Annotated in this window: 17 protein-coding genes and 1 tRNA gene; 13 read left to right on the plus strand and 5 right to left on the minus strand. The window is 60.9% G+C overall.

The window, feature by feature from the left end:
• Positions 1-226 precede the first annotated feature (226 nt).
• A tRNA-Asp gene (locus V7650_RS03125) sits at positions 227-303 on the plus strand.
• 29 nt (positions 304-332) lie between these two features.
• On the opposite strand, the gene V7650_RS03130 is transcribed toward V7650_RS03125, so the two are convergent.
• From V7650_RS03130 to V7650_RS03145, 4 genes are all read right to left on the minus strand, one after another.
• Positions 333-584 (minus strand): DUF2842 domain-containing protein, encoded by a 252-nt coding sequence (locus tag V7650_RS03130; RefSeq protein WP_335654777.1) that lies wholly within the window; start codon positions 582-584, stop codon positions 333-335.
• Positions 581-1,165 (minus strand): 5-formyltetrahydrofolate cyclo-ligase, encoded by a 585-nt coding sequence (locus tag V7650_RS03135; protein WP_335654778.1) that lies wholly within the window; start codon positions 1,163-1,165, stop codon positions 581-583. Before V7650_RS03135 ends, V7650_RS03130 begins: the two co-directional genes overlap by 4 nt.
• 229 nt (positions 1,166-1,394) lie before the next feature.
• Positions 1,395-1,718: a cell division protein ZapA gene (locus tag V7650_RS03140; RefSeq protein ID WP_335654779.1), complete on the minus strand. Its 324-nt coding sequence runs from the start codon at positions 1,716-1,718 to the stop codon at positions 1,395-1,397.
• A 1-nt stretch (position 1,719) separates the two neighbouring features.
• Positions 1,720-1,908 carry a hypothetical protein gene (locus tag V7650_RS03145; protein WP_335654780.1) on the minus strand — a complete coding sequence of 63 codons (189 nt, stop codon included), beginning with the start codon at positions 1,906-1,908 and terminating at the stop codon, positions 1,720-1,722.
• Positions 1,909-2,108: 200 nt separating this feature from the next.
• Here V7650_RS03145 and tkt point away from each other — a divergent pair, with 200 nt between their 5' ends.
• Genes tkt through thiE form a run of 5 tightly spaced genes read left to right on the plus strand, consistent with a single transcriptional unit; the run spans position 2,109 to position 7,897 of the window.
• Positions 2,109-4,076 carry a transketolase gene (gene tkt, locus V7650_RS03150; protein ID WP_335654781.1) on the plus strand — a complete coding sequence of 656 codons (1,968 nt, stop codon included), beginning with the start codon at positions 2,109-2,111 and terminating at the stop codon, positions 4,074-4,076.
• A gap of 38 nt (positions 4,077-4,114) precedes the next feature.
• Positions 4,115-5,119 carry a type I glyceraldehyde-3-phosphate dehydrogenase gene (gap, locus tag V7650_RS03155; RefSeq protein WP_335654782.1) on the plus strand — a complete coding sequence of 335 codons (1,005 nt, stop codon included), beginning with the start codon at positions 4,115-4,117 and terminating at the stop codon, positions 5,117-5,119.
• Between the two features lie 19 nt (positions 5,120-5,138).
• Positions 5,139-6,329, plus strand: a complete 1,191-nt coding sequence (locus V7650_RS03160) for a phosphoglycerate kinase (protein ID WP_335654783.1) — start codon at positions 5,139-5,141, stop codon at positions 6,327-6,329.
• 23 nt (positions 6,330-6,352) lie between these two features.
• The gene (locus V7650_RS03165; protein ID WP_335654784.1) at positions 6,353-7,240 is read left to right on the plus strand and encodes a fructose bisphosphate aldolase; all 888 of its coding nucleotides are present in this window, start codon (positions 6,353-6,355) and stop codon (positions 7,238-7,240) included.
• Positions 7,241-7,255: 15 nt separating this feature from the next.
• Entirely contained in the window at positions 7,256-7,897 is a 642-nt protein-coding gene (gene thiE / locus V7650_RS03170) for a thiamine phosphate synthase (RefSeq protein ID WP_335654785.1), read from the plus strand.
• Here the strand turns inward: thiE and V7650_RS03175 are convergent.
• A complete protein-coding gene (locus V7650_RS03175) occupies positions 7,894-8,139 on the minus strand; it encodes a hypothetical protein (RefSeq protein WP_335654786.1) in 246 nt (81 codons plus the stop codon). The genes thiE and V7650_RS03175 overlap by 4 nt on opposite strands.
• A gap of 167 nt (positions 8,140-8,306) precedes the next feature.
• On the opposite strand from V7650_RS03175, the gene efp reads away from it, so the two are divergent.
• The 7 genes from efp (at position 8,307) to V7650_RS03210 (ending at position 14,005) form a co-directional block, all read left to right on the plus strand.
• Positions 8,307-8,870 (plus strand): elongation factor P, encoded by a 564-nt coding sequence (gene efp / locus V7650_RS03180; RefSeq protein WP_335654787.1) that lies wholly within the window; start codon positions 8,307-8,309, stop codon positions 8,868-8,870.
• A 125-nt stretch (positions 8,871-8,995) separates the two neighbouring features.
• Positions 8,996-9,814, plus strand: coding sequence for an inositol monophosphatase family protein (locus V7650_RS03185; protein ID WP_335654788.1), 819 nt, complete (start codon positions 8,996-8,998; stop codon positions 9,812-9,814).
• A gap of 104 nt (positions 9,815-9,918) precedes the next feature.
• On the plus strand, positions 9,919-10,293 hold the full coding sequence (gene ndhC, locus V7650_RS03190; RefSeq protein ID WP_335654789.1) for an NADH-quinone oxidoreductase subunit A: 375 nt from the start codon (positions 9,919-9,921) through the stop codon (positions 10,291-10,293).
• A 47-nt stretch (positions 10,294-10,340) separates the two neighbouring features.
• On the plus strand, positions 10,341-10,856 hold the full coding sequence (locus V7650_RS03195; RefSeq protein ID WP_335654944.1) for a NuoB/complex I 20 kDa subunit family protein: 516 nt from the start codon (positions 10,341-10,343) through the stop codon (positions 10,854-10,856).
• Between the two features lie 229 nt (positions 10,857-11,085).
• A complete protein-coding gene (locus tag V7650_RS03200) occupies positions 11,086-11,868 on the plus strand; it encodes an NADH-quinone oxidoreductase subunit C (protein WP_335654790.1) in 783 nt (260 codons plus the stop codon).
• 123 nt (positions 11,869-11,991) lie between these two features.
• Positions 11,992-13,224, plus strand: coding sequence for an NADH-quinone oxidoreductase subunit D (locus V7650_RS03205; RefSeq protein ID WP_335654791.1), 1,233 nt, complete (start codon positions 11,992-11,994; stop codon positions 13,222-13,224).
• Between the two features lie 115 nt (positions 13,225-13,339).
• Entirely contained in the window at positions 13,340-14,005 is a 666-nt protein-coding gene (locus tag V7650_RS03210; protein ID WP_335654792.1) for a complex I 24 kDa subunit family protein, read from the plus strand.
• The last annotated feature ends 146 nt before the right edge of the window (positions 14,006-14,151 follow it).

Consider the following 14,151-nt stretch of genomic DNA (forward strand, 5'->3'; position numbering starts at 1 on the left):
GCGGCACCGGTTAACCAGCTGTTTACCGTAACTTCTGGTAACTTCGCTGCATGGGGTCGCTCCAGCGGACGGGTTCGCAGGATCGCCAGAGGCGCGCCCGAGAGAGCCGCGGAGCGGCCGAATGGGACGGGTTTTTGAATTTTCTCGAATAATCGAAAGAGTGTAGTTGACAGGAAAGCGAGGCTCTTCTACTTGCGCTGCTTCACCGCCCAATGCAGGCGCATACGCGGGTGTAGCTCAGTTGGTTAGAGCGCCGGCCTGTCACGCCGGAGGTCGCGAGTTCAAGTCTCGTCACTCGCGCCATTTCCCCGAATATGCGGGGGGATGGCGCTTCAGGGCCGGAGTTTTCCGGTATTCATCCAGATCAGCAACGGCTTGACCGGAAAGATCCAGGCAATGCCTGCGATGATGTAGATCGGCAGCTGCGCGAGGAACGGCAGGCCGCTGATCCAGTCGATCATGCTGACCACGATCCGGCACCACAGCAGAATCACCGCCAGAATCAGGATGATGCCGGCGGGCTGCCGCCAATTCGGGGCATCGGGGGGATTATGCGGCAGGTCGGGGTCCTGATCTGTTGTCATGACATCTCTTCAACTCTTTGAATTATTTCGCATTCCGTCACGATCATGTCGAGGCGAATATCGTGTTCCTCGGTGGGAACCCGATCGGTTTCCTGCACCGACCAGGCGAATCCGATACGTTTCGCACCCGGATGACGGGCGAAGCTGCGGTCATAATGGCCGCCGCCCTGGCCGAGCCGATGCATCGACCGGTCAAAGGCGAGCATCGGGGCGACGATCAGGTCCGGATCTACGACGGGACAATCCGGCCCGGGCTCCGATATGTTGCGGAATCCGGATTCCAGCAGGTCGATATTGTCGATCCTGCGAAATTCCAGCGGCGCATCGCCCACACACAAGGGGTAGGCAATGGTCTTTCCGATTTCCGCGAGATAGTCGGCCAGACGGGATGTCGGCGCCTCGGCGCCGGCCGCGCTATACAGCGCGATGATCTCTGCCTGATCGATCAGGCGGGCCAGAGGCGAGGGTGGCCGGCGAAAGGCCAGTCCGCGGGTGGCCGCGTCCAGCTGGCTGTAAAATGCGTCTCTCCGCCGTCTATATTCTTCGCGCAGTTTCTTCTTATCATCGCCTAAGCTGCTCAAAAGACTATTCTTTCGGTCGAGGAGTGACGGGACCATCTTGGTCGTTTGCCGGAAAATCCTCTGACGCCTATTACGTCAGGTGGGCGCCATATGCATCGGACCCGACTGCCAAACAGTCCGCAATCCGGGCAGGGACAGCTCCCTAGGAAGTTATATCGCCTCAGGGATGTTCGTATCAAGCTCGTGCCAGACAGTACCCGTCACACCCTATCTAGGCGCGCCGCGGTCGTTACTCAAGGCTGTTCGCCAGTTGCTCTGCGCGATCGGCCAATTTTTCCAGCGCGGCGATCGCCTGTTCGTCCCTCGGATCCGGCCCGGCAGGCTGCGCCGGCTCCGCTGGCTCGCCATTGCCGGTCCGCGCGCTGTGCAGCTCGTCCGCCAGCAACAGCGACGTGAACAGCAGCATGCGGCTCTCGTTCAGCCCGGCGGGGTCACCGGACTCCCGCGCCTTGCCGTCGACCATCGCGGCGAGCCTCGTCAGGTGCGCTTCCTCGCCGTCCTGGCAGGAAACCATGAACGACCGACCACCAATTTCGAGTTTCATCTGCGCCATGTCAGTTCTCCTGCCGCTCGATCAGCCGGTCGATCGTCCGGATCGCCTGTTTCATTTCGGTTTTCAGCGCCTCGTGGCGCGCCTCCAATGCCGCATCGGCTTGCGCCTTCATGCTGTCCTTTGCCGATTCAATCCGGCTCAGCGCCCGTTCGATCCGTCCGATCGCCAGGATGACGCGTTCATTGTCCATAAGCAATTTCCATAGCTTGATTGCAACAGGTAAGTTCCTGTCTTTCGTTGCTAACAATCTATTCCCGCGGCGTAAACACTGGATAGTGAAAAGCGATCCTTGACGGCGCCTTGCCGGATCATCAAAGGAGGGGGCAAAATAGCGAATCGCAGCAATTTGTTGCGTGCGTGCACGCGCCAATCCGGGGGACCAGACCAGTCATGACTGTTACCGAAAAAAACATGGCAAACGCCATCAGAGCGCTTGCGATGGATGCGGTGGAGGCTGCCAACAGCGGCCATCCCGGGATGCCCATGGGCATGGCCGATGTCGCCACCGTGCTGTTCAGTGATTTTCTGAAATATGACCCGGCGGCACCGAAATGGGCGGATCGGGACCGGTTCGTCCTGTCGGCCGGCCACGGATCAATGCTGATCTACTCGCTGCTACACCTGACCGGCTACGCGCGCCCGACGTTGCAGGACATCAAGGATTTCCGCCAGATCAGTTCCCCCTGTGCCGGCCATCCGGAAAATTTCAAGCTCGAAGGCGTCGAAACCACGACCGGACCGCTCGGCCAGGGATTTGCCACGGCCGTGGGCATGGCCGTTGCCGAACGGCATCTGAACGCCCTGTTCGGCGATGATATCGTCGATCACCGCACCTGGGTCATCGCCGGCGATGGCTGTCTGATGGAAGGGATCAACCACGAAGCGGTCGGCCTGGCCGGTCACCTGGGTCTTGGCAGACTTAATGTCTTGTGGGATGATAATGGTATAACCATCGACGGTAAAACGGATTTATCGACAAGCGAAGATATCCCGGCTCGCTATCGGGCGTCGGGCTGGCACGTGGTGTCCTGCGACGGTCACGATGTTGATGCGATCCGCCAGGCGCTGAGCGAAGCCCAGGCCGACCCTCGGCCTTCGCTGGTCGCCTGCAAGACCATCATCGGTTATGGCGCGCCCACCAAGCAGGGAACCGCGGCTACTCATGGTGCACCGCTTGGCGGCGACGAGATTGCCGGCACGCGGGCGGCGCTCGGCTGGGATCACGAGCCCTTTGTCATTCCCGATGATGTCCTGACATCGTGGCGCGCGCTGGGCGACAAGGGCGCGACGGCGCATGCGGACTGGCAGAAACGGCTCGAAGGCCATGCCCAGGCTGCGGAATTTACCCGCCGGATGGCGGGCGAGCTCCCCGCCGGCAGCGCGATGCAGGATTATCTCGACAGCCTGGCCAAGGACCCGCCAAAGGTCGCAACGCGCAAGGCTTCGGAAATGGCGCTCGGCGCGATCACCGAAGCGCTCCCGGAAATGCTGGGTGGCAGCGCCGATCTCACCGGTTCAAACAATACCAAAACATCATCGACCAAGCCTTTGACAAAAGACGATTATTCGGGTCGCTATATTTATTATGGCATTCGCGAATTCGGCATGGCTGCGGCGATGAACGGGATGGCGCTGCACGGCGGAATCATTCCCTATGGCGGAACATTCCTGGTCTTCACCGACTATTGCCGTGGGGCCATGCGCCTGTCGGCAATACAGAATGCGCGCGTCATCTACGTGATGACCCATGACAGCATCGGACTGGGAGAGGACGGGCCGACCCACCAGCCGATCGAGCATATCCAGAGCCTGCGCCTGATGCCCAACATGCAGGTGTTCCGGCCCGCCGATGCCATAGAAACCGCGGAATGCTGGGCGCTGGCCATCAAGCGGTCCGACGGTCCATCGACTCTGGCGCTGACTCGCCAGAACCTTCCTCCGGTCCGCGATGATGTCAGCGTAAATCTTTGTGAAAAAGGCGCTTATCGCCTGAAGGCTGCCGAGGCAGACAAGCGGGTCGCGCTGGTCGCAACCGGGTCCGAAGTGTCGCTGGCGCTCGACGTCGCTGCCAAGCTGGAGGCCGCGGGTGTCGGGGCCGACGTGATCTCGATGCCCTGCGCGGAATTGTTCGACGCGCAGAGCGACGCCTACAAGTCCGATTTGCTCGGGGGGCAGGGCGTGCTGCGCGTATCGATCGAAGCGGGAACCACGATCGGCTGGGAGCGCTATACCGGCCTCGACGGGATGCGGTTCGGTATTGACGGGTTCGGGGCTTCGGCGCCGATTGACGATCTCTACGCGCATTTCGGCCTGACCGTGGACGCCATCACCCCGAAGATACTGGAAAAAATCGGCTGAACCAAGCCGGCGCGTTTTGAATTCAAAGGAGCAATAGCATGACGAAAGTAGCAATCAACGGATTCGGCCGGATCGGCCGTCTTGTGGCCCGGGCGATCCTGGAACGCGATGACGACGATTTCGAGCTGGTCGCGATCAACGACCTGTCCGATGCCGACGCCAATGCCCTGCTCTTCGCCTTTGACAGCGTCCATGGCCGCTTCCCCGGCGAAGTGTCCGCCCATGGCGACCATATCCTGGTCAACGGCAAGAAAATCGCGGTAACCTCCGAGCGCAATCCTGCCGACTTGCCGCATGGTGAAATGGGCGTCGACATCGTCCTCGAATGCACGGGCTTTTTCCAGTCGAAGGAAGCGTCGCAGCCGCATATTGATGCCGGCGCCAAGCGCGTGCTGATCTCGGCCCCGGCCAAGGGTGATCTGAAAACCGTTGTCTACGGCGTCAACCATGACGTCCTGACGTCAGAGGATATCATTGTTTCCAATGCTTCCTGCACGACCAACTGCCTTGCCCCGGTCGCCAAGGTGCTCAACGATACCGTGGGCATCGAGCGTGGGTTCATGACCACCATCCACAGCTACACCAACGATCAGCGCATGCTCGACCAGATTCACAGCGACATGCGCCGGGCCCGGGCGGGTGCGGTCAACATGATCCCGACAACCACCGGGGCAGCGCGCGCCGTAGGCCTGGTGTTGCCCGAACTGAACGGCAAGCTCGACGGATCGTCGGTGCGCGTGCCGACGCCGAATGTCAGCCTGGTCGATCTGGTGTTCACTCCCGGTCGCGACACCAGCGTCGAGGAAATCAATGGCGCGCTGAAGGCCGCAGCCGAAGGCGCGATGAAGGGCGTATTGGTCTATGAAACCAAGCCGCTCGTCTCCAGCGACTTCAATCATCAGCCAGCGAGCAGCTCGGTCGACAGTCTCGAAACGACGGTGATGGACGGCAAGCTGGTCCGCGTCGTCAGCTGGTATGACAACGAGTGGGGCTTCTCCAATCGGATGATCGATACCGCGAAGGTCATGGCGGGCCTGCTTTAATCCATAAGGGTTCTGATAAATGTCGGTTAACAGTTTCAAAACGCTTGATGATATCGGCGACGTAGCAGGGAAATGCGGCTTCGTCCGCGTTGACCTGAACGTGCCGATGGCGGATGGCAAGGTAACCGACGATACCCGCTTGCAGGCGGTCATTCCGACGGTCACCGAATTGGCGGACAAGGGCGCAAAATTGCTGCTGCTGGCCCATTTCGGACGACCCAAGGGGGAAGTGAAGCCGGAATATTCGCTCGAACCGGTCGTGGCACCGCTCGCTGATATATTGGGCCGTCCCGTGCAGTTCATGCAGAAGCCCGATCAGGATGCGATTGATGCCTTGCCCAACGGCAGCATCGTCGTTCTGGAAAACAGCCGTTTTGCGCCGGGCGAGGAAAAAAATGATCCGGCGATGGCCGCCGCGCTCGCCGCGTTCGGGGATTTCTATGTCAATGACGCCTTTTCGGCTGCCCATCGCGCGCATGTGACCACCGAGGGGCTTGCGCATCACCTGCCTTCTTATGCCGGCCGTTCGATGGAACGCGAGCTGACGGCGCTGGACAAGGCGCTCGGCGATCCCGAGCACCCGGTCGCAGCGGTTGTTGGTGGAGCAAAGGTTTCGAGCAAGCTCGACGTCCTGCGGCAGATGGTCGAGAAGGTCGATCATCTGATCATCGGTGGCGGCATGGCCAATACCTTTCTCGCGGCGCGCGGCGTCGACGTCGGCCAGTCGCTGTGCGAACATGATCTTGCCGACACCGCCAATGAAATAATGGAAGCCGCCGATCGCGCCGACTGCACCGTGCACCTGCCCTATGACGTGGTGGTGGCGAAGGAATTTCGCGCCAATCCGCCAATCCGCACCGTCAATGTGCACGAGGTCGCTGGCGACGAGATGATCCTTGATATCGGGCCGGCGGCGGTCGAGGCGCTGTCCGATGTCCTCAAGACCTGCCGGACCCTAGTCTGGAACGGTCCGCTCGGCGCCTTCGAAACGGCGCCCTTCGATCAGGCCACGGTGGCCCTGGCCAGAACCGCGGCTGCGCTGACCAAGGAAGGGCAGCTGCTGTCGGTTGCCGGCGGCGGTGATACGGTCGCGGCGCTCAACCATGCCGGCGTGGCGGATGATTTCAGCTTTGTATCGACCGCAGGGGGCGCTTTCCTGGAATGGATGGAAGGCAAGCCCTTGCCCGGCGTCGAAGCGCTAACCAAATAGATGAAACTGTCAGGAAAACAGAAATGGCGAATAGTGAAATGCTGAGCAAGATCGAAAACGGGCAGGGCTTTATCGCCGCGCTCGACCAGAGCGGTGGCTCGACCCCCAAGGCCCTGGCGGGATACGGCATCGGCGCGGATTCCTTTTCCAATGATGACGAGATGTTCACCCTGATCCACAAGATGCGCAGCCGCATCATCACCTCGCCCAGCTTCGGCAACGGCAAGGTGATCGGCGCCATCCTGTTCGAAAAGACGATGAACGGCGACGCCGGCGGCAAGCCGGTGCCGGAAGCGCTCTGGGATCGCGGCGTGGTGCCGTTTCTCAAGGTCGACAAGGGGCTGGAGGACGAGGCCGACGGCGTGCAGCTGATGAAGCCGATCGCGGATCTCGATGCGCAGTGCAAGCAGGCGTCCGCCAAGGGCGTGTTCGGCACCAAGATGCGGTCGGTGATCAACAATGCCAATGCCAAGGGAATCGCCTCGATCGTCGGACAGCAGTTCGACTTCGGCAAGCAAATCCTGGGCCATGGCCTGGTGCCGATCATCGAGCCGGAAGTGAATATCCAGAGCGACGAGCGCGCCGCGTGCGACGAGATCTTGCTCGGCGAACTGACCAGGCAGCTGGACAAGCTGCGCGATGACCAGCGGGTGATGCTGAAACTGTCGATCCCGGTCGAACCCAATCTCTACAAGCCGCTGATCGATCACCCGAAGGTGATCCGGCTGGTGGCGCTGTCGGGCGGCTATTCGACCGAGGATGCCTGCGCCGAACTGGCGAAGAACGAGGGCATGATCGCCAGCTTCAGCCGCGGGCTGCTGCAGGATCTGCGCGTCTCGCAGAGCGACGAGGAATTCGACGCGGTGCTGGGCGGCGCGATCGACCAGATTTATCGCGCCTCGATCGCCTAGATCCAGCCGGCTGCCGTGAGCGATCCTCAACCCTGCCAGCTCTACCTGATTTCGCCGCTGGAAACCGGCGGCGATTTTCCGCAGCGGCTGCGGCAGGCGCTGGAGGCGGGGCCGGTGGCGGCCTTCCAGTTCCGGGTCAAGGATGTCGAACCGGAGGACGCGGCGCGGCTGGCGGAGCCGCTGCAGGCAATCTGCGACGAATTTGATGTCGCCTTCATCGTCAATGACGATGTCGCGCTGGCCAAGCGGCTGGGCGCGGACGGCGTGCATCTGGGGCAGGGCGACGAGGGCCTGGAAGCCGCGCGGGCGGTGCTGGGCAAGGATGTGCAGATCGGCATTACCTGTCATGACAGCCGCCATCTGGCGATGGAAGCGGGTGAGGGCGGGGCCAATTATGTCGCCTTCGGTGCGTTTTTCCCGACGACGACCAAGGAAACCCATCACAAGCCGGAACTGGATCTGGTTCGGTGGTGGGCCGAGATGATGGAACTGCCCTGCGTGGCGATCGGCGGGATCACGCCGGACAATTGCCCGCCGCTGGTCGCGGCGGGCGCCGATTTCCTGGCGGTCTCCGGCGCGGTCTGGAACGATCCGGCGGGGCCGGCTGCGGCAGTGCGGAAATTTGCCGATATTCTGGAAGGCGGCGCAGAGGCCTAGGAGGCGCTGCGCGTCCTGCCGATATTCGACGCCAGATAGCGGCTGACGAAATCGCTGGCCGAGGGCGGGGCAAAATGGGGCATCTGCTCGATGTCGCGCAAATAGCCCTCTGTCTCCCGGAACGAGCGCAACTGGCCGTCGCAGATCGAATAGCCGAACAGGCCCGTGGCCGGCGCGTAGGGGCAGGGGTGCGCCGCGTCCGTGCGGTCGTCGCTGGGCTCGAGAAGAAATGCGTTTTCCATGAGCCGACAATAGGCCGCGATTGATTCGCCGTATTGTATGAAAAAGACCTGTGCGCCACCGCACAGCCTGTCGGGTCGTGCCGCTTTCATCGTCACCGGGCTTGCCTATTGGCGGCCAGCGGATTACAGCGCCGCTCAATCAAACCATCTATCGAGCGAGACAAGCGATGAAGATCAGCGGTGTGGATATCCGTCCGGGCAATATATTGGAATATGAAGGCGGTCTGTGGAAGGTTGCCAAGATCCAGCATACCCAGCCGGGCAAGGGCGGCGCCTATATGCAGGTCGAGATGAAGAATCTCGTCGACGGCCGCAAGACCAATGTCCGCTTCCGCAGCGCCGACACGCTCGAGAAGGTGCGGCTGGACACCAAGACCTTCCAGTATCTGTTCGCCGAGGACGACATGCTGACCTTCATGGACAAGGAAAATTACGAGCAGATCACGCTGCCGGCCGACCTGCTCGGCGACGCCGCCGAATTTTTGCAGGACGGCATGGACGTGCAGCTCGAACTGTATGACGAGAAGCCGATTTCGGTGGCACTGCCAGACCAGATCGAAGCCGTGATCGTCGAGGCGGATGCTGTGGTCAAGGGCCAGACGGCTTCGTCCAGCTACAAGCCCGCGATTCTCGACAATGGCGTCCGCGTCATGGTGCCGCCGTTCATTTCGGCCGGAACCAAGATCATCGTCGATGTCTATGCCCGCGAATATGTCGGCAAGGTCAACTGAACATGCCCCCTCCCGCTTGCGGGAGGGATCAGGCGCGGGCGCGATCATCGTGCTCGCCCGCTCTTTGAAAACCCTGTAGACCCACCCCCAAGCCCCTCCCGCAAACGGGAGGGGGGAGATTGAAAATGCCCGCACATTCCGCCCTTATCACCGTCATGGAACGCGCCGCGCGCAAGGCGGGATCGCGCCTGCGCCGGGACTTTGGCGAAGTCGAGCATCTCCAGGTGTCCAAAAAAGGCCCGGCCGACTTTGTTTCCAAGGCCGATATGCGCGCCGAACGGATTCTGTACGACGAATTGCTGAAGGTTCGTCCCGGCTGGGGTTTCGTGCTCGAGGAAGGCGGCATGATCGAGGGCGAGGAAGGCAAGCCGCGCTGGATCATCGATCCGCTCGACGGCACCACCAATTTTCTGCACGGCATTCCCCATTTCGCGATTTCGATCGCGGTGCAGGAACGCTCGCTCGACGGCCGCGGCTGGGGCAAGATCACCAGCGGCCTGATCTACGAACCCCTGACCGACCTGACCTGGTGGGCAGAAATGGACAAGGGCGCATGGCTCGGCGAACGACGGCTGCGCGTGTCCGCGCGCCGCGACCTGTCGGAATCGCTGATTGCCACCGGCATCCCGTTCAAGGGCCACGGCGATCTCAGCGAATGGGCCCGGATTTTCGGCGCGGTCGCGCCGCAGGTCGCAGGCATCCGTCGCAACGGGTCGGCGGCGCTCGATCTTGCCTGGCTGGCCGCCGGACGCTATGATGGCTTCTGGGAAGCGGGCCTGCAGGTATGGGACGTGGCTGCTGGCATCTTGATGGTTCGGGAAGCCGGTGGCTTCGTCACCGACTTTACCGGCGGCGACCAGCCGGTTGGCCAGCGCGAAATATTGGCCGCCAACGAAGCGCTGCACAGCAAGCTGCACCGGATATTGGCGAAGTCGCTGCTTTAACTGCGAACGCCTCGCAAAAGGCCGGAAATTTAAGCGACTTCACCCTTGCGGCATGCGGAGCCACTCCCTAAAAGCGGCCCGAATATTAGCGAAACGAGTCATCTGTGGTCGATCTTTCCGAATATGCACCGATATTATTGTTCCTGTTTGTAGCGATAGGTCTGTCAACAGCCTTCGTGTTCCTGCCTATGGGTGTGTCCCGGCTGACCGGAACCCACAATCCGAGTGCGGAAAAGCTCTCCGAATATGAATGCGGCTTCCCTGCTTTTGAAGATTCTCGCAGCCAGTTTGACGTCCGTTTCTATCTGGTGGCGATCCTGTTCATCATCTTCGATCTCGAAGCGGCATTTCTCTTTCCCTGGGCGGTTTCGCTGGACCTGACCGGCTGGGTCGGCTGGTCGACAATGATGGTATTTCTGGCAGAGCTGATCATCGGCTTTGCCTACGCCTGGAAGGTGGGAGCACTGGAATGGGACTAGAAACGACGACAAGCGGATCCGCGATCCTGAATGCCGACGGCACGCCGATGCGCGCCGCGCAAGAGCCGGACGAGGGCTTTTTCAAGGATCTCAATTCGGAAGTGAATGACAAGGGCTTCCTGGTCACCTCGACCGAGGAGCTGTTCCAATGGGCGCGTACCGGTTCGCTGTGGTGGATGACCTTTGGTCTCGCCTGCTGCGCGGTCGAGATGATCCATGTCAACATGCCGCGCTACGACATGGAGCGCTTCGGCGCTGCACCGCGCGCCAGCCCGCGCCAGTCGGACGTGATGATTGTTGCTGGCACGCTGTGCAACAAGATGGCGCCGGCGCTGCGCAAGGTCTATGACCAGATGTCGGATCCGAAATATGTGATCTCGATGGGCAGCTGCGCCAATGGCGGCGGCTATTATCACTACAGCTATAGCGTCGTTCGCGGCTGCGACCGGATCGTGCCGGTCGATATCTACGTGCCCGGATGCCCGCCGACAGCGGAAGCCTTGCTCTACGGCGTGATGCAATTGCAGCGGAAGATCCGGCGGATCGGGACGTTTGAACGGTGATGATGATCGGTAAGCTGAACCCGTTAGTCCCGAGCCTGTCCATGCTCCCGTTAGCACTGCGCTTGTCGAAGTGCGTTTATCGTCTTGAGGCGTCGTTGACCTGCGGTCGTCTTCGACTCGACAGGCTCAGGACTAACGGCAACTCGGACCAGCTCACCGCCAACGGCAACTCGGTCAAGTTCACTGCAAACGGTCTCTCGACTTCGCTCGAGACGAACGGAGTTATCTGATGGCTCATTCCGCACCCGCCATTTCCAGCAATGACGGCGTTGCCGCAAAGCTTGGCAAGGCAATTGGCGCTGCCCTGCTCGATACCGTCGAAGCCTATGGCGAGATCAGCTTCACCGTCGAGCGGGCCAAGCTGGCCACCGTACTGGAAAAGCTGCGCGAGAAGCATGAATATCAGCAGCTGATGGAAATCGCCGGCGTCGACTATCCGGATCGTGCGGAACGGTTCGAGGTCTGCTATCATCTGCTCAGCCTGACCAAGAACCACCGCATCCGCGTCAAGGTGACGACCGACGAGGACACGCCGGTGCCGAGCGTCACCCATATCTGGGAAGTCGCCGGCTGGCTGGAACGCGAAGTGTTCGACATGTACGGCGTGTTGTTCGACGGCAACACCGATTTGCGCCGCATCCTGACCGACTATGGTTTCCAGGGCCACCCGTTCCGCAAGGATTTCCCGCTGACCGGCTATGTCGAGATGCGCTATTCGGAAGAAGCCAAGCGCGTGGTCTACGAACCGGTGAAACTGGCGCAGGATTTCCGCAGCTTTGATTTCATGTCGCCCTGGGAAGGCGCGGACTATATCCTGCCCGGTGATGAAAAAGTCGAGGGCGTGGCGCCGCCGCCGATCCCGAAGACGACCGAGAAGACAAACGATACCGGCGCCGGCGACAAGGCCAACAAGAAGGCGGCCAAGCCCTCGAAGCGCAAGGAAGCGGCGGCCAAGAAGCCGGCCCCCAAGCGGACCAAGTCGGGTACGCAGAAGAAGGGGGAGGGTAAGTGATGGCATTTTCTCCCTGTTTTCCTGCGACGGCAGTTATCAATCTCCTGCCAGTGCCGCTTGACGCCGTGGTCCTAGATGGGCCCCTGCCTCCGCAGCGGCACGTTCACTCCGAAGGAGATAAACGTGTCTGACTATCTCGAAGAAATGGATCATCTCGCCGACGACGCCGATCCCACGACCGGCGATCTGGAGATCCAGAATTTCACGATCAATTTCGGGCCCCAGCATCCCGCCGCGCACGGCGTGTTGCGGATGGTGATGGAGCTGGACGGCGAGATTGTCGAGCGGGTCGATCCGCATATCGGATTGCTGCACCGCGGCACCGAGAAGCTGATCGAGCACAAGACCTATTTGCAGGCTCTGCCCTATTTTGACCGGCTCGACTATTGCTCGCCGCTGGCGATGGAGCACAGCTATGTGCTGGCGATCGAGAAACTGCTCGATCTCGAGGTGCCGCTGCGCGGCCAGTATCTGCGGGTATTGTTTGCCGAGCTGACCCGGATCTGCAACCATATGCTCAACATCGGCGCCCATGTCATGGACGTTGGTGCGATGACCCCGAATATATGGGTGTTCGAAATTCGCGAGCAATGCCTGGAATTTTTCGAACGCGCGAGCGGTGCCCGCATGCACAGCGCTTGGTTCCGGCCGGGCGGCGTCCATCAGGACGTGCCGCTGAAGCTGCTCACCGATATCGCCGACTGGCTCGACGAGTTCCCGACTTTGTTCAACGATGCGATGAGCCTGGTCGTCGGCAACCGCATCTTCAAGCAGCGCAATGTCGATATCGCCACCGTGTCCAAGGATGATGCGGTGCGCTGGGGCTTTTCCGGCCCGGTGCTGCGCGGCAGCGGCGTTGCCTGGGATCTGCGCAAGTCGCAGCCCTATGATGTCTATGACCGGATGGAATTCGACGTTCCGGTCGGCACCCGGGGCGACTGCTATGACCGGTTCATGGTGCGGGTCGAGGAAGTGCGCCAGAGCGCCAGGATCATGCGCCAGTGCCTCAACGAAATGCCCGATGGCCCCGTTGCCTCCACCGACCGCAAGATCGTCCCGCCGAAGCGCGGCGAGATGAAGCAGTCGATGGAAGCGCTGATCCACCATTTCAAGCTGTATACCGAGGGTTTTCATGTCCCCGCCGGCGAAGTCTATGTCGCGACCGAAAGCCCCAAGGGCGAATTTGGCGTCTATCTGGTCAGCGACGGCACCAACAAGCCCTATCGCTGCAAGATCCGGCCGACCGCCTTCTCGCATCTGCAGGCGATGGATTTCATGTGCAAGGGGCATATGCTGCCGGACGCCACCGCGATTCTGGGCGCGATCGATATCGTGTTCGGGGAGTGTGACCGGTGAGTTTGCGCAATTCCAATGACGTCATTGCGAGCGAAGCGAAGCAATCCAGGGCGGCACTCGCAGACGCCCTGGATTGCCGCGTCGCTGCGCTCCTCGCAATGACGGGAGACTGTTAATGGCTGAAGCACCCAACATCCCCGACGAAATCGAAACCCGCGCCAAATGGGGCGATTTTGCGTTCACGCCGGAAAACGAGAAGCTCGCCAAGTGGCAGATTGCGAAATATCCTGCCGGCCGCCAGAAATCGGCGGTGATGGCGCTGCTCGACATCGCCCAGCGGCAGGTCGGTGCGGACACCAAAACACAGGGCTGGCTGCCGGTGCCGGTGATCGAATATGTCGCCGCCTATCTCGATATGCCCTATATGCGGGCCTATGAGGTCGCGACCTTCTACACCATGTACAATCTGGCGCCGGTTGGCCGCTATCATGTGCAGGTCTGCGGCACGACGCCGTGCATGTTGCGCGGCAGCGATGATGTGATGGCGGCGTGCAAGAACAAGGGCATGGCCAAGGGCAAGACCACGCCCGACGGCCTGTTCACGCTGACTGAGGTCGAGTGCATGGGCAATTGCTCGAACGCGCCGATGGTCCAGATCAACGACGACAATTATGAAGATCTCGATTATGATATCATGAGCCGGATCCTCGAGGATCTGGCAGCGGGCAAGGAAATCCCCGTCGGCTCGCAAATCGGCCGGAAGACCAGCGAGGCCGAGGGCGGGCCGACCAATCTGCACGCGATGGTCGAGGAAAATCACGATTATCGGGGAGAATGGTGATGGGCATTTCACACGTTCATCCCCGTGCGCGCCACCTTCCCAAAGCTGCGCTTCAGGGAGGATATTAATGCCATGCAAGTCGACGGATATGCAGGCTGGATCGCGCTCGCGGTGGTTGCCATTGGTATCATTGGCGGTGTCATGGG

The organism is Parasphingorhabdus sp. (genome assembly GCF_036964565.1).
Taxonomy (GTDB): domain Bacteria; phylum Pseudomonadota; class Alphaproteobacteria; order Sphingomonadales; family Sphingomonadaceae; genus Parasphingorhabdus.

Coding starts and splice junctions, on each gene's coding strand:
- V7650_RS03130 (WP_335654777.1), bottom strand. CDS start 584: ATGACAACAGATCAGGACCCCGACCTGCCGCATAATCCCCCCGATGCC.
- V7650_RS03140 (WP_335654779.1), bottom strand. CDS start 1,718: ATGGCGCAGATGAAACTCGAAATTGGTGGTCGGTCGTTCATGGTTTCC.
- V7650_RS03145 (WP_335654780.1), bottom strand. CDS start 1,908: ATGGACAATGAACGCGTCATCCTGGCGATCGGACGGATCGAACGGGCG.
- tkt (WP_335654781.1), top strand. CDS start 2,109: ATGACTGTTACCGAAAAAAACATGGCAAACGCCATCAGAGCGCTTGCG.
- gap (WP_335654782.1), top strand. CDS start 4,115: ATGACGAAAGTAGCAATCAACGGATTCGGCCGGATCGGCCGTCTTGTG.
- V7650_RS03160 (WP_335654783.1), top strand. CDS start 5,139: ATGTCGGTTAACAGTTTCAAAACGCTTGATGATATCGGCGACGTAGCA.
- V7650_RS03165 (WP_335654784.1), top strand. CDS start 6,353: ATGGCGAATAGTGAAATGCTGAGCAAGATCGAAAACGGGCAGGGCTTT.
- V7650_RS03175 (WP_335654786.1), bottom strand. CDS start 8,139: ATGGAAAACGCATTTCTTCTCGAGCCCAGCGACGACCGCACGGACGCG.
- efp (WP_335654787.1), top strand. CDS start 8,307: ATGAAGATCAGCGGTGTGGATATCCGTCCGGGCAATATATTGGAATAT.
- V7650_RS03185 (WP_335654788.1), top strand. CDS start 8,996: ATGCCCGCACATTCCGCCCTTATCACCGTCATGGAACGCGCCGCGCGC.
- V7650_RS03195 (WP_335654944.1), top strand. CDS start 10,341: ATGCGCGCCGCGCAAGAGCCGGACGAGGGCTTTTTCAAGGATCTCAAT.
- V7650_RS03200 (WP_335654790.1), top strand. CDS start 11,086: ATGGCTCATTCCGCACCCGCCATTTCCAGCAATGACGGCGTTGCCGCA.
- V7650_RS03210 (WP_335654792.1), top strand. CDS start 13,340: ATGGCTGAAGCACCCAACATCCCCGACGAAATCGAAACCCGCGCCAAA.